The 18,425-nt window shown below is 63.1% G+C and carries 16 protein-coding genes, 3 tRNA genes and 1 pseudogene; 12 read left to right on the top strand and 8 right to left on the bottom strand.

All coding sequences use genetic code 11. From position 1 onward, the window contains the following. Nucleotides 1-16: 16 nt before the first annotated feature. Nucleotides 17-220, bottom strand: coding sequence for a cold-shock protein (locus tag WS62_RS21470; protein WP_010105623.1), 204 nt, complete (start codon nt 218-220; stop codon nt 17-19). 401 nt (nt 221-621) lie between these two features. Between WS62_RS21470 and WS62_RS21465 the strand changes: the two genes are divergently transcribed. Together WS62_RS21465 and WS62_RS21460 are read left to right on the top strand one after the other, a co-directional pair. After that, nucleotides 622-888 carry a hypothetical protein gene (locus WS62_RS21465; protein ID WP_066574999.1) on the top strand — a complete coding sequence of 89 codons (267 nt, stop codon included), beginning with the start codon at nt 622-624 and terminating at the stop codon, nt 886-888. Nucleotides 889-1,401: 513 nt separating this feature from the next. Then, a complete protein-coding gene (locus tag WS62_RS21460) occupies nt 1,402-2,541 on the top strand; it encodes a porin (RefSeq protein ID WP_066574996.1) in 1,140 nt (379 codons plus the stop codon). A 203-nt stretch (nt 2,542-2,744) separates the two neighbouring features. Here WS62_RS21460 and greB read toward each other — a convergent pair whose 3' ends face one another. Continuing rightward, a complete protein-coding gene (gene greB / locus WS62_RS21455; protein ID WP_066574993.1) occupies nt 2,745-3,308 on the bottom strand; it encodes a transcription elongation factor GreB in 564 nt (187 codons plus the stop codon). 115 nt (nt 3,309-3,423) lie between these two features. On the opposite strand from greB, the gene WS62_RS21450 reads away from it, so the two are divergent. Both WS62_RS21450 and WS62_RS21445 read left to right on the top strand, forming a co-directional pair. Then, a tRNA-Arg gene (locus WS62_RS21450) sits at nt 3,424-3,500 on the top strand. A 61-nt stretch (nt 3,501-3,561) separates the two neighbouring features. Then, a tRNA-Arg gene (locus tag WS62_RS21445) sits at nt 3,562-3,638 on the top strand. A 216-nt stretch (nt 3,639-3,854) separates the two neighbouring features. Here WS62_RS21445 and WS62_RS21440 read toward each other — a convergent pair. The 4 genes from WS62_RS21440 to WS62_RS21425 all read right to left on the bottom strand — a co-directional run bounded on the left by WS62_RS21440 (nt 3,855) and on the right by WS62_RS21425 (nt 8,168). Continuing rightward, nucleotides 3,855-6,224, bottom strand: a complete 2,370-nt coding sequence (locus WS62_RS21440) for a RelA/SpoT family protein (RefSeq protein ID WP_066574990.1) — start codon at nt 6,222-6,224, stop codon at nt 3,855-3,857. Between the two features lie 66 nt (nt 6,225-6,290). Next, complete coding sequence (gene rpoZ / locus WS62_RS21435; RefSeq protein ID WP_006025620.1) at nt 6,291-6,494, bottom strand: DNA-directed RNA polymerase subunit omega; 204 nt, start codon at nt 6,492-6,494, stop codon at nt 6,291-6,293. Nucleotides 6,495-6,554: 60 nt separating this feature from the next. Next, nucleotides 6,555-7,238 carry a guanylate kinase gene (gmk, locus tag WS62_RS21430; RefSeq protein ID WP_066574989.1) on the bottom strand — a complete coding sequence of 228 codons (684 nt, stop codon included), beginning with the start codon at nt 7,236-7,238 and terminating at the stop codon, nt 6,555-6,557. A gap of 6 nt (nt 7,239-7,244) precedes the next feature. Continuing rightward, nucleotides 7,245-8,168 carry a YicC/YloC family endoribonuclease gene (locus WS62_RS21425; protein ID WP_066574987.1) on the bottom strand — a complete coding sequence of 308 codons (924 nt, stop codon included), beginning with the start codon at nt 8,166-8,168 and terminating at the stop codon, nt 7,245-7,247. Nucleotides 8,169-8,342: 174 nt separating this feature from the next. On the opposite strand from WS62_RS21425, the gene rph reads away from it, so the two are divergent. The 6 genes from rph (at nt 8,343) to WS62_RS21395 (ending at nt 13,441) form a co-directional block, all read left to right on the top strand. Then, entirely contained in the window at nt 8,343-9,074 is a 732-nt protein-coding gene (gene rph / locus WS62_RS21420) for a ribonuclease PH (protein ID WP_066574985.1), read from the top strand. A gap of 1 nt (nt 9,075) precedes the next feature. Then, nucleotides 9,076-9,702: an RdgB/HAM1 family non-canonical purine NTP pyrophosphatase gene (gene rdgB, locus WS62_RS21415; RefSeq protein WP_066493328.1), complete on the top strand. Its 627-nt coding sequence runs from the start codon at nt 9,076-9,078 to the stop codon at nt 9,700-9,702. Next, on the top strand, nt 9,699-10,916 hold the full coding sequence (gene hemW / locus WS62_RS21410; protein WP_066574980.1) for a radical SAM family heme chaperone HemW: 1,218 nt from the start codon (nt 9,699-9,701) through the stop codon (nt 10,914-10,916). The genes rdgB and hemW overlap by 4 nt, the downstream gene beginning before the upstream one ends. 99 nt (nt 10,917-11,015) lie before the next feature. Continuing rightward, nucleotides 11,016-11,103 (top strand) — tRNA-Ser (locus WS62_RS21405). Nucleotides 11,104-11,257: 154 nt separating this feature from the next. Beyond that, nucleotides 11,258-12,487, top strand: coding sequence for a tyrosine-type recombinase/integrase (locus WS62_RS21400; protein WP_066574979.1), 1,230 nt, complete (start codon nt 11,258-11,260; stop codon nt 12,485-12,487). Nucleotides 12,488-13,195: 708 nt separating this feature from the next. Then, on the top strand, nt 13,196-13,441 hold the full coding sequence (locus WS62_RS21395) for a helix-turn-helix domain-containing protein (RefSeq protein ID WP_066574978.1): 246 nt from the start codon (nt 13,196-13,198) through the stop codon (nt 13,439-13,441). A gap of 132 nt (nt 13,442-13,573) precedes the next feature. Here the strand turns inward: WS62_RS21395 and WS62_RS21390 are convergent. Together WS62_RS21390 and WS62_RS21385 are read right to left on the bottom strand one after the other, a co-directional pair. Beyond that, nucleotides 13,574-16,428: pseudogene (locus WS62_RS21390) on the bottom strand (DUF927 domain-containing protein). Nucleotides 16,429-16,471: 43 nt separating this feature from the next. After that, entirely contained in the window at nt 16,472-16,930 is a 459-nt protein-coding gene (locus WS62_RS21385) for a hypothetical protein (protein WP_156441074.1), read from the bottom strand. Nucleotides 16,931-17,744: 814 nt separating this feature from the next. Between WS62_RS21385 and WS62_RS21380 the strand changes: the two genes are divergently transcribed. Continuing rightward, the gene (locus WS62_RS21380; RefSeq protein WP_066574974.1) at nt 17,745-17,981 is read left to right on the top strand and encodes a ribbon-helix-helix domain-containing protein; all 237 of its coding nucleotides are present in this window, start codon (nt 17,745-17,747) and stop codon (nt 17,979-17,981) included. Then, nucleotides 17,978-18,304, top strand: coding sequence for a type II toxin-antitoxin system RelE/ParE family toxin (locus WS62_RS34475; protein WP_082721178.1), 327 nt, complete (start codon nt 17,978-17,980; stop codon nt 18,302-18,304). The genes WS62_RS21380 and WS62_RS34475 overlap by 4 nt, the downstream gene beginning before the upstream one ends. Nucleotides 18,305-18,425: the final 121 nt, after the last annotated feature.

The following is an 18,425-nucleotide window of genomic DNA, read 5'->3' as shown; positions in this document are numbered from 1 at the left end:
GGTGCGTTTCAGGCGTTCAAAGCGCCTGAATATTCGCGGCTTGCTTACCTTTCGGGCCGGTTTTCACTTCGAACGAAACACGCTGATTCTCTTTAAGGGTCTTGAAGCCGTCCATCTTGATTTCGGAGAAATGGGCAAACAAATCCTCGCCGCCATTGTCCGACGTAATAAAGCCGAAGCCCTTAGCATCGTTAAACCATTTCACGATACCGGTATCCATATTCCTAGTTCCCCACTAAATAAAAATAAACACGGGCTACGCCCTTATACCGTCACACAAAGCCCCGGCACTTCCTCAACCCCCTCATTCGACGTACAGGAAGCACCGCAAGCTTGGTGGTGCTTTTATAAATGGGGGAATCCAATTCAGTCAAGAAAATTTTTGATGACCTCTTATGCGATTTGATACAAATACAACTGGAATCGGTACACTCGAAGCGAGAAATTAATTAACCGCAACAACACCTGTCATTATTACCGGGGCAGTTCGTCATTTAATTTCGCAAAAGAAAAATCTACCGCGATCAAGCGAATCGGCCGCAGCTCGGTATTTTTCCGGGTTGCGGCGCGCAAAAACATTTGCAATGCTGATCGTCGCCTCTAAGGGCGCGGGAGACTGTCATGCTGAACGGCATCAAACGCTTCGCACACCGGCTCGGCATTGCGCGCCGCAGCAATTCGGCGGGCCGCGCACCGGCGACGTCCGCAACGTTCGCCAGCGAATTCGACGCGACATGGCACGGCGATCACTGGCAAAACCTGCTCGCGTCACCGCTCGATGCGCGTCACTATGTGATGGAAGACTGGGCGCAACCCGCCATGCCGGCGCGAGAGGAACAAGCGGACACGCAGTCGCCCAAGCGCCGCAGGCGCTGGTACGAACAATAGGCAGGCAAAAAAAGCGCGACCGGAAAGTCGCGCCGACAAAGGTTTGGAGATCTTTTCCGTCAACGAAAAAGTCTGCTTTGGTAAGCAGAAGCTGCAGTATAACGAGTTGACTCCCTTTCATTAGTCATACTCCCCACAAACCTCTATTGCCGAAGCGTCAATAATCACTTTCTTACGCGACGCACACCCGGCCGCCGCCCCACACATTGTCGCTGTCGCGCAACGCTGCCGCAGGTTCGGAGGCGGAGAAATATTCCCCCGACGAGGCTCAAAGCCTTGCCTCACAAGGGTTTCCGCCGCCAACCCAATTATTGCCGAAAAGAAAATACATTATTTCTTAAACCGAATTCCTCGACTTTCGACAACGCTCTTTTACACTGCGGATAGCTTGATGGCGGGCGCCGGTACACGCCCGAGACATGCCCCGGCTCCGTTTCTCGCAGCAGCGGCCGGGAACATCGAAGAACAGGTCAGATATCGTCATCCACCCTGTTTCGGACGGAGATAAACCCAATGAAAAAGATCCTCATCGTTGCCGCTCTCTCTGGCGTCTTCGCGACGGCCGCCCACGCACAAAGCAGCGTGACGCTGTACGGCCTGATCGACGCCGGCATCACCTACACGAACAACCAAGGCGGCCACAGCTCGTGGTCGCAATCTACCGGCTCGGTCAACGGCAGCCGCTGGGGCCTGCGCGGCGCCGAGGATCTCGGCGGCGGCCTGAAGGCGATCTTCGTCTTGGAGAACGGCTTCGGCATCAATAACGGCACGCTGAAGCAGAACGGCCGCGAATTCGGCCGCCAGGCATTTGTCGGCCTGTCGCACGAGCAATACGGCACGCTGACGCTCGGCCGCCAATACGACAGCGTCGTCGACTACATCGGGCCGCTGTCGCTGACGGGCACGCAATTCGGCGGTACGCAGTTCGCCCATCCGTTCGACAATGACAACCTGAACAATTCGTTCCGGATCAACAACGCGGTCAAATACACGAGCGTGAACTGGGCCGGCCTGAAGTTCGGCGCGTTGTACGGCTTCTCGAACAGCAACCAGTTTACGAACAACCGTGCGTATAGCGCAGGCGTGTCGTACAGCTACGCCGGCTTCAACATCGGCGCCGGCTACCTGCAACTGAACAACAACTTCGGTCCGGCGGTCTCCAACGCATCGGGCGCCGTCGCACTCGACAACACGTTCGTCGGCAAGCGCCAGCGCGTGTTCGGCGGCGGCCTGAACTACACGTTCGGCCCGGCGACGGCCGGCTTCGTGTTCACGCAATCGCGCGTCAACCGCGCGACGGCGATCGGCGCGGGCGCATCGGGCGTCGCGGACGGCATCGCACTCGACGGCACGTTCCTGCGCTTCAACAACTACGAAGTGAACGGACGTTACGCGATTACGCCGGCCTGGACGGTTTCGGGCTCGTACACGTACACCGCGGGCTTCATCGAAAACCATCACCCGGGTTGGAACCAGTTCAACCTGCAAACGGCCTACGCGCTGTCGAAGCGCACGGACGTGTACCTGCAAGGCGTGTATCAGAAGGTCAACAGCGACGGCACGGGCCTCGGTGCTTACATCAACGGCATCGGCGGCATGTCGTCGAGCGAAAAGCAGGTCGCTGTCACGGCCGGCCTGCGCCACCGCTTCTAATTGATCGCGGTTCAGCACCAATTAAAAGCGCCTCGAACGGGGCGCTTTTTTTATGCTTTGTCGCGTAGAGCCGACGTGCGACGCAGCCGCGGTCACGCCGTCGGCACGGCCCGCCCGCCATCCCCCGCTCGTGAACAGCACATCGGCCGATCCGCATTCGCCGCGGACGCACGAGAAGCGAAGCGCCCTCCTTCGACTACGACTTATGCCGCGCCCGGCGCCGGATAGCGGACGTCGAGCACGTCGATCGGCTCCGGACCAACCGGCGTCAGCAGCGTGACCGTGTCGCCGACGCGCGCCTTCAGCAGCGCGCGTGCGACGGGCGAGATCCAGCTCACGTGTCCGCGATCCAGATCGACCTCGTCGACGCCGACAATCGTCACCGTATGCTCGGTGCCGTCCTGCGTCGCGTATTCGACGGTCGCGCCGAAGAACACCAGGTCCGCGTTCTCCTGGCGGCTCGCATCGACGACTTCGGCAAGATCGAGCCGTTTCGTCAGAAAGCGGATACGGCGGTCGATTTCGCGCAGGCGCCGCTTGCCGTAGATGTAGTCGCCGTTTTCGGAGCGATCGCCGTTCGACGCCGCCCACGACACGAGTTTCACCACTTCCGGGCGCTCCTCGTCGATCAGGTGCAGCAGTTCGTCGCGCAGGCGCTTGTGACCCGCCGGCGTGATGTAGTTCTTCGCGCCAGGCGGGATGGCTGCCTGTGCATGTTCGAGGTCGTCGTCGTCACCGTCCGACTCCTTCACAAACGCTTTGTTCATGATGCAATTTCAACGGCTATCGGATGCTTCAAGATTACACGAACAGCTTCATCCGATAAATCGCTGCGAAAGACTTCCCTTTTCAAATTTGTTTGCTATAATCCCACTTCTGCGTGCGGCTGTAGCTCAGTTGGATAGAGTACTTGGCTACGAACCAAGGGGTCGTGGGTTCGAATCCTGCCAGCCGCGCCACTTTTTCGAATGGCCTTCTCCCGAGAGGGCCCTTTCAGTTTAAAGTTGTACCGCTTTGCGTGCGGCTGTAGCTCAGTTGGATAGAGTACTTGGCTACGAACCAAGGGGTCGTGGGTTCGAATCCTGCCAGCCGCGCCATTTATGAAGGGCCTTCCTCCGGGAAGGCCCTTTGTTTTGTACGCACGGCGGGCGGATGCGCTGCCGCGTTGCTAGCCCGCTATGGAGCCGGCATATGCCGCCCGCTCGCCTCCTGCCTCCGGCGCGCCTCGTACTCGAAATGATAACGGCGGCCCCAAGGCGCGCCGTCGACGACGCGCGGCACCCGCGCACTCGCCCCTCGGGCACCCGCCCGCGCTAGTAGTCCTGCCGCTCGCGATCGATCCGCATCCCGCCGTCGTGCCGTGCATGCACGACGTCGTCGTTCGAACGCTCGCGCATGATTCGCATCACATCCGGATTCGTGCGCACGCGGCGCATCACGTTCGCGAGGTGCACGCGGTCGCTCACCTGGATCACGAAGCGCAGCACCGTCGATTCGTGCGTCAGATCCTCGTCCATCGCGATATGGACGATGTTCGCGTCGGCCGACGTAATGTCGGCCGCGACGCGCGCGAAGATCCCCTTCGTGTTCTTCACGAGCGCTTTCACCGCGACGTCGAACAGACGTCCCGGCTGCGGCGCCCACGCGACGTCGATCCAGCGGCCCGGATCACGCCGGTGGATCCGCTGCGCGACACGGCACGCGGTCGTATGGATCGCCATCCCGAGCCCGATGCCGATGTAGCCCATGATGTCGTCGCCCGGAATCGGCCGGCAGCACGCCGACAGTTGCACTGACATTCCTTCCGTGCCGGTGATGACGACGGGCGGCGCATGGTTCGCCGCATGACGCTCGGCGCGCGGCAGATCGTCGTCGGCGTCGCGCCCGCTCATCAGCACTTCGATGCGCTTCGCCATCACGGCGGCCACCCGGCGGCCGAGGCCGATGTCCGCGAAGATTTCCTGACGGCTCTTGTTGCCCGTCCACTGGACGAGCTTTTCCCACACCTCGGGCGCGACGTCGGCAAGCGCGAGCCCGTAGCCCTTCAGGCTCTGGTCGACGAGCCGCTCGCCCAGTTGCACCGATTCGTTCAGGCGCATCGTCTTCAGGTAATGCCGGATCGCCGAGCGCGCCTTGCCGGTGCGCACGAAGCCGAGCCACGCGGGATTCGGCTTCGAGTACGGCGCGGTGATCACCTCGACGATGTCGCCGCTCTTCAGCTCGGTGCGCAGCGGCAGCAGCTCGTTGTTGATCTTCACGGCGACGCACTGGTTGCCGAGATCGCTGTGGATCGAATACGCGAAGTCGAGCGCGGTGGCGCCGCGCGGCAGCGCCATGATCTTCGACTTCGGCGTGAACACGTAGACCGCATCCGGGAACAGATCGATCTTCACGTGCTCGAGGAATTCGCTCGAATCGCCCGCCTCGCTCTGGATGTCGAGCAGCGACTTCAACCACTGGTGCGCGCGCGTCTGCACGTCGTTCAGATCCGCGCTGCCGTTCTTGTAGAGCCAGTGCGCGGCGACGCCGGCTTCCGCGATCTCGTGCATCTTGCGCGTGCGCACCTGGAACTCGATCGGCGCGCCGAACGGGCCGACGAGCGTCGTGTGCAGCGACTGATAGCCGTTGACCTTCGGGATCGCGATGTAATCCTTGAACTTGCCCGGCACGGGCTTGTAGAGCGCGTGCAGCACGCCGATGCACGTGTAGGAGTCGAGCGGATGCTCGACGACGATCCGGAAGCCGTACACGTCGAGCACCTGCGAGAACGACAACTGCTTGTCGCGCATCTTCTTGTAGATGCTGTAGATCGTCTTCTCGCGGCCGGTGATCTCGGCGCCGATCTTCGCGTCCGCCATCGCGCGCTGCACCGACTCGAGGATCTTGCCGATCACTTCGCGGCGGTTGCCGCGCGCGGCCTTCACCGCCTTCTCAAGCGTCGCGTAGCGATTCGGATTGAAGTTCGCGAAGCTCATGTCCTGCAGCTCGCGATACGTATTGTTCAGGCCGAGGCGGTGCGCGATCGGCGCGTAGATGTCGAGCGTCTCGCGCGCGACGCGGCGGCGCTTTTCCATCGGCACCGCGCCCAGCGTGCGCATGTTGTGCAGGCGGTCGGCAAGCTTCACGAGGATCACGCGCACGTCGCGCGCCATCGCGAGCAGCATCTTGCGGAAATTCTCCGCCTGCGCTTCCTCGCGGCTCCTGAATTCCATCTTGTCGAGCTTCGACAGACCGTCGACGAGCTCGGCGACCTTCGGGCCGAAGCGCTCGGCAAGCTCGCTCTTCGTCACGCCCTGGTCTTCCATCACGTCGTGCAAAAGCGCCGCCATGATCGCCTGGGCGTCGAGTTTCCAGCCGGCGCAGATTTCCGCGACGGCGACGGGATGGGTGATGTAAGGTTCGCCGCTCTGGCGATATTGACCGAGGTGGGCTTCGTCGCCGAAGTGGAACGCCGCCTTGACCTCTTTGATTTCCTCGGGACTGAGGTAATCGGCAAGCGCGGCGGTCAGTTTCGCGATGGAGACGACGCCGTGCTTGCGCGGCTGTTCCGGCGTCGCGGTCGGCCCGAACAGATGGCGAAACGACTGTTCGAGGACCGCGTCGATGTATTGACGCGCGGGCGACGGTGCGGTGGTCTCGGCGTGGCCGGCCTCCGAGGAGGCGGACGATGGTGTGGTGCTCATTTTCGCCTCCTTGGTTCGCACGTCGGTTGCGCGGGGACTACATGGCTGAAGAAATCCGAGTGTGCCTTAAACCGGCACTTTCTTCAGCATTTCGACACCGACCTGGCCGGCCGCGATCTCGCGTAGCGCGACGACCGTCGGCTTGTCGCGGCTTTCGATCTTCGGCGTATGGCCTTGCGCGAGCTGCCGCGCGCGATAAGTGGCGGCAAGCGCCAGTTCGAAGCGGTTCGGAATCTGCTTCAGGCAGTCTTCAACGGTAATGCGAGCCATGTTGGGTCGTTCCTTCTGAATATGTTGGTTATTCTACCTTATGTGCTTCGTTCGCCGCCGTCACTCGGCATGCGGCAGATGAATGCCGAGCTCGACGAAAAGTTCGGCGTGCCGCGCATATTGCGACGTGAAGCGCAGGCGCGTCGCGGCGACGATGCATTCGAGCTCGGCGAGCGCATGCTCGAAGGTTTCGTTGATGACCACGTACTCCGCCTCCGCCGCATGCGCGATCTCGCTGCCCGCGGCGAGCAGGCGCCGCGTGATCACGTTCGGCTCGTCCTTCCCGCGCTTCTTCAGGCGCTCCTCGAGCGCGACGAGCGACGGCGGCAGGATGAAGATGCCGACCGCGTTGCGGAACTGCTTCTTCACCTGCTGCGCGCCCTGCCAGTCGATTTCGAGCAGCACGTCGTGGCCGTTCTTCATCTGCTCTTCGATCCAGACGCGGGACGTGCCGTAGTAGTTGCCGTGCACTTCGGCGCTCTCAAGAAACTCGTGGCGCGCGTGACGCTCGCGGAAATCCTCGACCGTCGTGAAGTGATAGTGCTCGCCGTCCTGTTCGCCCGGACGCGGCTTGCGCGTCGTGTACGAAATGGATAGGCAGATCTCCGAATCTTTCGACAAGAGCGCGTTGACGAGCGTCGACTTGCCCGCGCCCGACGGCGCGACGACCATGAAGAGATTGCCCGGATAGACGCCGGCGTGCAGCGTGTGCGCTGCCGCGCCGTCGCGGTTCGAATCGGTCATGTTGCTTTACTCCAGATTTTGCACTTGCTCGCGCATCTGCTCGATCAGCAGCTTGAGCGCCATCGACGCGTCGGCAAGCTCCTTCGCCGCCGCCTTCGAGCCGAGCGTGTTCGCCTCGCGGTTCAGCTCCTGCATCATGAAATCGAGACGCTTGCCGACGCGGCCGCCCTTCTCGATCACGTGGCGCGTCTCGTTCAGATGCGCGGTGAGGCGCGACAGCTCCTCGGCGATGTCGATGCGGATGCCGTACATCGTCACTTCCTGACGGATTCGCTCGGCCGCCTCCTCGCGCGATGCGATGGGCGCGCTGCCTTCGGGCGCGGCGATGCCGAGCGCTTCCTGCAGCCGCTCGACGATCTTCTGCTGATGCTTCGCGATCAGCTCCGGCACGAGCGGCACGATGCGCGCGACGATCGCTTCCATCTCGGCGACGTTCGCGAGCAGCATCGTCGCGAGCTGCGCGCCCTCGCGCGAGCGCACGACGACGAGCTCGCCGATCGCTTCCTTGCCGCACGCGAGCACCGCGTCGCGCAGCGTGTCGGCCGACACGCCGCTCTCGGCGAGCACGCCGGGCCAGCGCAGGATCTCGCCAGCACGCATGCGGCCGACGCCCGGAAACGCGTCGAGCACGGCGCGCTCGAGCTCGGCGAGCTGGTTGAGCGCCACGTGGTTCAGCGCGCCCGCGTTCACGTTCTGGTCGCCGCGCTGCAGGTTGATGCGCACGTCGACCTTGCCGCGCGACAGCTTGTTCATCAGCATCTCGCGCAGCGCCGGCTCGCACGCGCGCACATCGTCCGGCATCCGGAAATTCAGGTCCAGGAAGCGCGAATTCACGGTCCGGAATTCGACCGATACGCTCGTGCCGCCGTTGCCGGAGGCCGTCGCGAGATCGCGCGTCGCGCTCGCATAGCCCGTCATGCTGTAGATCATCGTTTCGTCCCGTCGTTTGATGGCCCAGCGGGCCAGGAGGATTCGAGACGCCCGGCGCTTGCGAGGCGCGGGGCGCGAAACGGTCATTATCCCATTTTTGCGGGCCGGACCCGCCGGGCCGACGCGCCGTGCGCGCGGTAAAATCCAGCTTTCCCCTCAAGCATATTGCTCCCGATGACGAATTCCTCCCCACGCCCGAGCGGTCGCCGCGCCGACCAACTGCGCGACGTGCGCATCACGCGCCGCTACACGAAGCATGCCGAAGGCTCGGTGCTCGTCGAATTCGGCGACACGAAGGTGATCTGCACGGCGAGCGTGGCCGAGCGCGTGCCCGAGTTCCTGCGCGACCGCGGCCAGGGCTGGCTCACCGCCGAATACGGGATGCTGCCGCGCGCGACGCACACGCGCAGCGACCGCGAGGCGGCGCGCGGCAAGCAGACGGGCCGCACGCAGGAAATTCAGCGACTGATCGGCCGCGCGCTGCGCGCGGTATTCGATCTCGACGCGCTCGGCCCGCGCACGCTGCACCTCGACTGCGACGTGATCCAGGCCGACGGCGGCACGCGCACGGCGAGCATCACGGGCGCGTTCGTCGCCGCGCACGATGCGGTGACGAAGCTCGTCGCGGCAGGCAAGATCGCGCGCTCGCCGATCACCGATTACGTCGCGGCGATCTCGGTCGGCATGTTTGGCGGTGCGCCGGTGCTCGATCTCGACTACGACGAAGACTCCGCTTGCGACACCGACATGAACGTCGTGATGACGGGCTCGGGCGGCTTCATCGAGGTACAGGGCACTGCGGAGGGCGTGCCGTTCTCGCGCGCCGAGATGAACGCGCTCCTCGACCTCGCGCAAGCCGGCATCGGCGAGCTCGTGCGTCTGCAGCGCGCGGCGCTGGAGGCCTGAGATGTCGCATGCATCGACCGACGCCGCGCGCTCGCGCATCGTCCTCGCCTCGAACAATCCGGGCAAGCTGCGCGAGTTCGCCGCCCTTTTCTCGACGGCCGGCATCGACGTCGTGCCGCAGGGCGAACTCGGCGTGTCCGAAGCCGACGAGCCGCACATGACGTTCGTCGAGAACGCGCTTGCGAAGGCGCGCCATGCGTCGCGCGCGACGGGCCTGCCCGCCGTCGCCGACGATTCGGGCCTGTGCGTGGCCGCGCTGCGCGGCGCGCCGGGTGTCTATTCGGCGCGCTACGCGCAGCGTGCCGGCCGCGAGAAGAGCGACGCGGCGAACAATGCGTATCTCGTCGAACAATTGCGCGACGTCGCAGACCGGCGCGCGTACTACTGCTGCGTGCTCGCGCTCGTGCGCCACGCGGACGATCCGGAGCCGATCATCGCCGAAGGCCGCTGGGCGGGCGAGATCGTCGACGCGCCGCGCGGCGCGCACGGCTTCGGCTACGATCCGCACTTCCTCGTGCCGGCGCTCGGCTCGACCGCGGCGGAGCTCGATCCGGCCGCGAAGAATGCGGTGAGCCATCGCGCGCTCGCGCTGAAGTCGCTCGTCGCGCGGCTGGGAGAGATTCGATGAGCGACGCCGCCGCCAACGGCGCGCGCGTCGTCGCGACGTTCGTCGCGCCCGGCAGGATCCGGCTCGCGTCGCTGCCGCCGCTCGCGCTGTACGTGCACTTCCCGTGGTGCGTGCGCAAGTGCCCGTATTGCGACTTCAACTCGCACGAATGGAAGGACGGCGGCGCGCTGCCCGAGCACGACTATCTCGACGCGGTGCGCGCCGACCTCGAGCAGGCGCTGCCGCTCGTCTGGGGGCGCCAGGTGCATACGGTGTTCATCGGCGGCGGTACGCCGAGCCTGCTGTCGGCGGCGGGCCTCGACCGGCTGCTGTCCGACGTGCGCGCGCTCCTGCCGCTCGACGCGGACGCCGAGATCACGCTCGAAGCGAATCCCGGCACGTTCGAAGCGGCGAAGTTCGCGCAATTCCGCGCAAGCGGCGTGAACCGCCTGTCGATCGGCATCCAGAGCTTCAACGAGGCTCACCTGAAGGCGCTCGGCCGGATCCACGACGCCGCGCAGGCGCGCGCCGCGGTCGAAATCGCCGCACGCACGTTCGACAACTTCAATCTCGACCTGATGTTCGCGCTGCCGAACCAGACGCTCGACGAATGCCGTACGGATCTCGAGACCGCGCTGTCGTTCGCGCCGCCGCATCTGTCGCTCTATCACCTGACGCTCGAGCCGAACACGTATTTCGCGAAATTCCCGCCCGTCGTGCCGGACGACGATGCGTCGGCCGACATGCAGGACTGGCTGCACGAGCGCACCGCGCAGGCGGGCTACGAGCGCTATGAGGTGTCCGCCTACGCGAAGCCGCATCGGCAGTGCAAGCACAACCTGAACTACTGGCGCTTCGGCGACTATCTCGGGATCGGCGCGGGCGCGCACACGAAACTGTCGTTTCCGAACCGGATCCTGCGCCAGGCGCGCTACAAGCATCCTGCGACGTTCATCGAGCAGGCAAAAGCGGGCACGGCCGTGCAGGAGGAGCGCGAGGTCGGGCCGCGCGATCTGCCGTTCGAGTTCATGCTGAACGCGCTGCGGCTCGTCGAAGGCGTGCCCACGCACAGCTTCGCGGAGCGCACCGGCCTGTCGCTCGCCGCGATCGGGCCCGCGCTCGCGGAAGCCGAGCGGCGCGGCCTCATCGTGCACGATCACACGCGCATCGCGCCGACGCCGCTCGGCCAGCGCTTCCTCAACGATCTCCAGGCGCTCTTCTTGCGCGACGAATGATCGGCGGATAACCGACGAGCGAGCGGCCGCGCGGCGGCGCGAATCGGCCGGGTTGCCGCGATCGATTCGCGCGTCATTTCGGTTACAATGCACGGCCTTGGAAGCGTGGCCGAGTGGTTTAAGGCACTGGTCTTGAAAACCAGCGACGGGCAACCGTCCGTGAGTTCGAATCTCACCGCTTCCGCCATGACACGCTTTCCCCGCCTCTCAAGAAATGCCGCAAAGCCAAGCCAGACAAGGGTTTGCGGGCCATCTGAGCTTTCGCAAGCCTCCAAGAAAAGTCGTAAAATTTCAGATTTTGCCGGGTACTTTTCCGGGTACTTTTGGGACCTATAACGACAATGCCTGAGAGCCTCCTACGTCATCTGCAATGCCGCGCGGCCAAGCCGCGCGAACGCGTCTATCGCCTTAGCGACGGCGGCGGTCTCGCATTGCTCGTCAAGCCCAACGGATTGAAGGACTGGCAGTTCCGGTACATGAAGCCGGACGGCCGCGAAGGCTTGATACAGATCGGCCCGTACCCACGCGTCACGCTAGAGGCCGCAAGAGCGGCACGGAACGAGCATCGCGCGGCCGTGCAGGGCGGCAACGATCCTGCGATGCAGCGCAAGCAGGAGAAGACCCGCCGCAAGATCGACGCAGCCCGCGCGCTGAACTTCAAGCAATGCGCGACGGCGTTTATCGAGGCACGCAGTGCGGAATGGGTGAATCCGAAGCACACGCAACAGTGGACGAACACCCTCGCGACCTACGCCTATCCCATCATCGGCGCATTGCGCCCCGCCGACATCGACACGGACCTCGTGCGTCGAGTGCTTGAGCCGATCTGGCTAACGAAAAATGAGACCGCATCGCGCCTGCGCGGCCGAATCGAAAACGTGCTGGATTGGGCGAAGGTGCGTGGCCTGCGCGACGGCGAGAACCCGGCTCGATGGAGTGGGCATCTCGATCAACTGCTAGCCGCGCCGACCAAGGTGCAAAAGCCCAAGCATCACACCGCCCTTCCCTTCACGGAAATTGGCGCGTTCATCGCGGAGTTGCGCGGCATGGTCGGCACGGCGGCGCGTGCGCTGGAATTCACGATCCTGACGGCGATGCGTACCGGCGAGGTGATCAGTGCGCGCCACGATGAATTCGACGCGGATGCGCAGCTTTGGACCGTTCCAGCCGAGCGGATGAAGGCCAAGCGAGCGCATCGTGTTCCGTTGTCGTCGGTGGCATTGGAACTGCTGAAAGCGCTGCCTACGTCGGAGGATTCGCCCGTCGTATTCGAGGGCATGAGGGCTCGACGGCCGATGTCCAACATGGCGATGCTGCAAGTGTTGGAACGCATGAAGCGTTGCACGCTGACTGTCCACGGCTTCCGCTCGACGTTCCGGGATTGGGCGGCAGAGAGCACACCGTTTTCGAACGAGGTAGTCGAGATGGCGCTTGCGCATGCTATCCGCGACAAAACCGAGGCGGCGTACAGGCGCGGCGACCTGTTCGAAAAGCGCCGAACGCTGATGCAGGCATGGGCCGACTACATCGAGCAGGAAGTGGCGACCACATTAACCAAAGCCGCAGCCTGACCGCTTGGCCGCTCGGGCGTTCGACGGTACGCCTGTTGGTCGTGAGCGCCATTGCCGCTATGAATATGTCCCCCTTCCGTGAGTTTCTCACCGATAAAACGGGCGTGACCTGGACGTGACGCGGTCAATTGATTTAGCCCGCTATGATTATGTGGCCCCCCTATATCCGTCACCAGTAGAGAAAGGACGCGGGTGTGAGCCCCCGCATGCCGGCGACGGCATGGGGGCCCCCCGCGACTCCGGCCGCTGAACCCTTGCGATGGACGCAACAATGTGGGTGGGAGCGCGTCGCCGACTTCCCCTGCGGAAACGCGTTTTCGATGGTTTCCAACTCGCGGAGAGCCGCGCCCGGCCTACGCTTGCGCTTGTCTCGGGTGTCCGCCGCAAAGCCGCTCAGCGCAAAACACGTTGGAGATTTGGAGATAAACGCCAGAATCGGCCGCAAAGCCTTGTGGCGTAAGGCTTTGATTGTCTCCAAACAGACTTGGAGAACGCTGGAGATACTGGAGATAAACGAACCCGGATCGTTACGAATTCAGCAAGATTCGAGACCTGCTTTCCCGGCTCGTGCCCAGTGATTTACGGGGCTGCTCCAATCGAAATTTAGGACAATCTATAGCTCAACATGACAGCTAGGCGACATGACGAACTGAAAATGGTCCGTAAATACCGTGTCCTTGAATGCACCATAGCGCGACGATTCAAGGCATGGCAAGAATCTCGGGAAAACTTGATAAGGACGGAAACCTTGTGTCGCTCGGCGCGGCGATTCGCGCTCGCCGCAAGGAATTGGTGATGTCGCAAGAGGCGTTGGCTGATTTTGCAGAGATCGACCGCTCGCACATGGGCAAGATTGAACGCGGTGAACGAAACGTTACCTTCATGAATATCGTCCGCATTGCGCACGCATTGCAACTTCTTCCCTCCGAGTTACTGCGTAGCGCCGGCCTGTAGGCGCAGGCAACACATAGCGTGCGCCGCCCGGTCCCATCTGGTGCGCATTGCCAAAGCAACTTTGATTCGCGGGTGTGGAACCGCGCGCAAAGGAATTCCCGCCGCCGCCCTCCCGCACGGCGGCGGCGCGGTTCACAGTTCGAGCGTGAAGATGGACGGGCGAACGCGATACACCATGAATTTCCCGTGGCCGGGGATGTACTCCTGTCGATACGGATAGCCGTCGCTGCGCGGCATCAGCACGCCGCGCCTCATCAACGCCTTGGCGACCATCTTGTGATCGAACCCGGCGCACACGTCCTTGCGAAACACGGCCGCTTCGATCAGGTATTCCGTCTCGACGCTTTCGGCATTTTCGGCGCTCATCTTGCCGCCGAACTCGGCGTAATACTCGCGATCGGATGCGATGGGCGTGCGGCGCTCGTCCCGCTTCACGTGCTGCTTGAAGCCCGCTCGATGCGGCACGTTCGGCCGATGGTCGTCCTGTGCCCGGTTCATGCACACGAAACGGTTGTCGCCGTGCGCGGCGAGGAAATGCTGTACCTGCCGCACGGCTTCCGCCTCGTCCGAATTACCCGTCCCGCCGCGCAGTTCGAGCCAGCCTTCGAAGCAGCGGCGCGCAGCCTCGACCACTTCGCCCTGCGGCCAGCCGGTCAGCCCGTGCGCCGTCGCCAGCTCGCCGGCCACCGCAACCAGGCAGAACCGCTTCGCGACGCGCGCGACCTGCGAATGCGAGCCGTCCGGCACCCATTGCCCGACCAGCTCATCGACACGCATGCGCAGATGCTCGGCCAGCTCGCCGGCCTGCGACGACGCCCATTCGATGAAGGCCGGTCCGGCCGTGCCGTAGTGCATGCCTGGGTGCCGCTCTAGATGCTCGATTAGCGCGGCCGGCGTCGGGAAGCCGTGCAGTTTCTCTACGACACCCATTTCGCCGACCTCGGCCGGGATCGCGGGCAAGCGCACCTCGATACCGCCTTTCATGGGCTTGTTGCCCTCGGCCATCAGCGCGGACACGCTCTTTTCGCCGTTCGACAGGAACAGCAGCCGCCACGTGAGAACCGGCTTTGCTGAGCCGCTCCGCGACGCGCGGGCCTTGCCCGACTCGTTCGCGAGCATGTAGATCACATCGCCAACCAAGCGCGGTTCGACCTGCCCGATTTCATCGAGAATCAGCAGCGCGTCGCTATGCTGCGTGGCGACGGCTTCGAGTGCGTTGTCGGTCGCCTTCCAGCTCCGCACGTAGTCGGGCGAGCCGAATACGGACGCGGCGATGACACCGCCCGTCGACTTGCCCTTGGACGTCGTGCCGAGCAGGTGGAAGCCGCCCGACTGAAGCCCGGAGAAATGCAGCAGCGGACCAGCGAAGGCGGTAGCGACGCAGAACAGCAGCCGGCTATTGCCGACGCAGTAGGCCGCGACCTCGCGCCGCCAGTCGGCGAGCGAGCCGCGTTCCTTGAACTGACTCTGGATCGGCGTATCGGCCTGATAGATCAGCGCCTCCTTGCCGGTGCCGATCACGCGATCGGGCAGCACGAACGCGCCGTGATGCCAGCCGACACGCAGCACGCAGCGCACGCGCTCGTCGGGGCGCGCCATCTGGATATAGTTCGCGATCTGCGTGCGGGCGGTCTGCGTGACACCGAGCTTCACGCCCATATCGAGCAGCATGCGCCGCAACTCGGTCCCGTCGCCCGCGAACAGGCCGGCCGGCACCGCCCATCGCTTGAGGATGCCGTCGCGGTCGGTGAATTCCAGCAGGTAGCCCCATTCGCTGCTCATCTCGTTACGCGTCTCCGCGATTACGTCGATGCGCGTGCTGATCCAATGCGGCGGCAGCGGATCGCCCTGATTGTTGAAGCCGTGATACCAGACGCCTTCGTCGTCGACCTCGAATCGCCACGTGCCATCCTGCGCGCGAGCCGTTTTCGGGCGCTTGGCGGGCTTCGCGACTGGCGACCTAGCCTTGCCCCCCTGTCGGCGTCCGACGAGCCGGCCGGAGTGAGCACCGCGCGCACGGCGACGGCCACCGCATCCGGGCCGAGGTGGGCGGCCAAGTCGTTGAAGTCCGTTCCGGCTGCCGGACGGTTCGGGCCGAAGTCGGGAACGGCCGCCACGCCGCCTACCGCGTCGGCTGCCGCGCGAGCCTTCGTGACGCCCGGATTGCCGTTTGTCGTGTGGTCGTCGTCGGCGCACACGATGAGGTGCGCGTCCGGATACCGACCGCGCAGCGCTGTCGCGATAGCGTGCAGGTTGCCGGCGTCGAACGCGACGGCGGCCGGGTAGCCCGTTGCCGCTGCGAGCGTCGCGCAGGTCGCATAGCCCTCGCCGATCAGCAGGACGGACGACACCGGGCTGCCGATCAGCGAGAAACAACCCGCCTTACGGCCGTTCGGCAGATAGCGTTTCTGCCCGTCTGTCAGGATGAATTCGAGCGTCCACAGCTGGCCGTCCGCGTCCCTTGCCGGAATGACGAGTGCGCCGTCGCATGCGGCCGTGCCGATGCTCAGGTTGCCGCGATAGACGCGCAGCGCGTCGGCGGGGATGCGTTTACGAACGAGGTAGGGGTGATCGGTCGGCGCGGGCTCGGCCGCCGACCAGATCGATTCAGCGAGCGTCGACGCGGCTTGCTGTTTCTCGGTGAGTGTCGCCAGCTCGGCCGCCTCTCGGGCGGCGCGTTCAGCGTGCTGTCGTTCGCGCTGTTCCGGATCGACCGGCTTGGCGCGATGCGCGCGCGGATCGAAGCCGCCAAGCTTTGCGAGGTGGAACAGCGTGTTGATGGTGATCTTGCCGCCCTTGAACGACGTCCACACATCGCGGGCGTCTCTTGCGTTGTAGTTCTGCGCGCCTTGGCTCCATTCGTTCCAGAGGGCGAAACCCTCTTCGCCAAATTCGGCCTTGAGCGCCATGCCGGCCTGACGCCACGTGTCGCGATCGTCGGCCGGAACATAGCCGAGCGCGACACTTGCCCGCTCGAATTCGGACATGGGTGCGTTACTCATAGATTCCCATTGGACGCGCGCCGGCCAGCTATCCGATTAGTAGTCCATATCGGGTGTACTGTCGGGCCATCATCAACAAGTTGCCGTCATCAGCATCGGCTTCGCCACCGCGCTTGAAGATGCTGTACGCCTTGTACATCAAGTTTGTTGCGGCGCGTTGTGCCCAGGCCGGGTAATCCCATCTTTCCACGACTTCGGCCCGCCGCCAGCAATACACGTTTCGGCGACAAGCGCCTTCGATTTCCCAGTACCGTCCGAGGGTGGTCTCAATAAATCGCGCCAGGCTGAGAGCCATTTCCTGCCATTCGGGGCGGCGGCGGATTACATCACGGCGATCGAGCGGAGCGAGTAGATCAGCGAAGAAGTAATCAGAGAGCGGATTGATCGCGACGTGCCGATTACGCAGCGCGATTGTGTCAAGGCAATTCACTTCATAGCCAACGTCATCAACGACCGCGCCAAACGACCTGTACAGCCCTTGTAGCAAGTAGCCTCCCTGAGAAAATGTGTGTGAATAGACGCGGCGGGTTGGCAAGCCCAGTTCGAACGAAAACGTGAGCCTCTGCGACGTTAGAATGAATCCAGGACACCCCTCCATCCCCCCCTCGGCAAAGCCCCGCGCAACGGCGCCGGCCGTGACGATGGCTTCGCTCAGGCCAAGTCCGACCGTGCCCCCATATCCACGACGCGGTTTGGCGGCAGACCTAATTGGGCAGTTACATCCAACTCGTTCTTGTAGAGCAGGATGAATAGACTCAGCAGCACGCGCCGCCCCAGGTTGCCGCCCACAGGCACCACTAACGATTCGCGGCCCAGATGGCCAGCGGCATACCACCGACGGTACGTGGAGACTGCGAGACTAGCGGAACACGCACATTCTTCATATCGGCCATAGTGGTCGCTTCAGAAAACAGAAATAACGCACGCTAGGCCCGCGAGGCCAGCCTGGCTCGGAGTTTTGGCAATCGCGCAGCAAAGGCCTGACTGAGTCATCTGGTGTGCGTGACCTTCCCCCGTTCTCCCGAACGGATGTAATGACACGCCATGCTCTGTGCTAACGAAGATCAATGTTGAATGCCGCCGGTGCGGATTGTAGAAGTATTCGTTGTTGTCGAACACATCGGCACACGCCTCATCAATATAGCGTGCAGTGATCTGCCCCGTGCAGGTCCTCGCTGAGACCAGAACTTGAGTAACACCCGTGAGTTGCAACAATCCCACGAGAGGCTCGTAATCTGGATCCATTTTTCTTGGGAAATTATGGACTTGCCAAATTTTGCCAAACTAAGTAGGATGCTCGCATGAGCACGATGAACATTTCCTTGCCGGAAGCGCTGAAAGTATTTGTCGACGAACAAGTCAGTCAGCGTGGCTACGGCACCAGCAGCGAGTACGTCCGCGAGCTTATTCGTAAGGATCAAGACCGTCAGCGACTTCGCGATCTGTTGTTGCAGGGAGCTGCAGCAGCGCAGACGCCGGCCGTCGATGAGGGATATTTTGACTCCTTGCGTGCACGCGTACGGAACGCTCGCGGATGAAGGTTAAGCCACTTATTCCGAGAGCGTTGGCTAGGCAAGATGTCGATGACGCAGTGAGCTGGTATGTGAACGAAGACGCCGAACGAGCCGCGTTGGGCTTCATTGATGCGTTGGAACAAGCCTACGCTCACATATGTCGCCATCCGTCCTCAGGTTCGACGCGCTATGCATACGAGCTTGGCATTCCTGAATTACGTTGTTGGTCGTTGAAGCGGTACCCATACATAGTCTGCTATGTGGAAAGGGACGACCACATCGATGTCTGGCGTGTTCTGCATGACCAGAGAAATTTCGCCGATTGGCTCGTCAGTGAGCATTATTGAGAATTACTGAATCCATGACAACCGATTTTCTGCCGGTGCGTTATACAGTCATCACGCTGAATGGAGGTTCGGTTGATGGCCAAAATGGACGAAGCTACGCGCAAGCGGGTGCGTGCTGGTC

Source organism: Burkholderia sp. ABCPW 14, from assembly GCF_001523835.1.
GTDB lineage: Bacteria > Pseudomonadota > Gammaproteobacteria > Burkholderiales > Burkholderiaceae > Burkholderia > Burkholderia mayonis.
The sequence above is the reverse complement of the archived record's forward strand: the minus strand, read 5'-3'. Positions and strand labels throughout refer to the sequence as shown.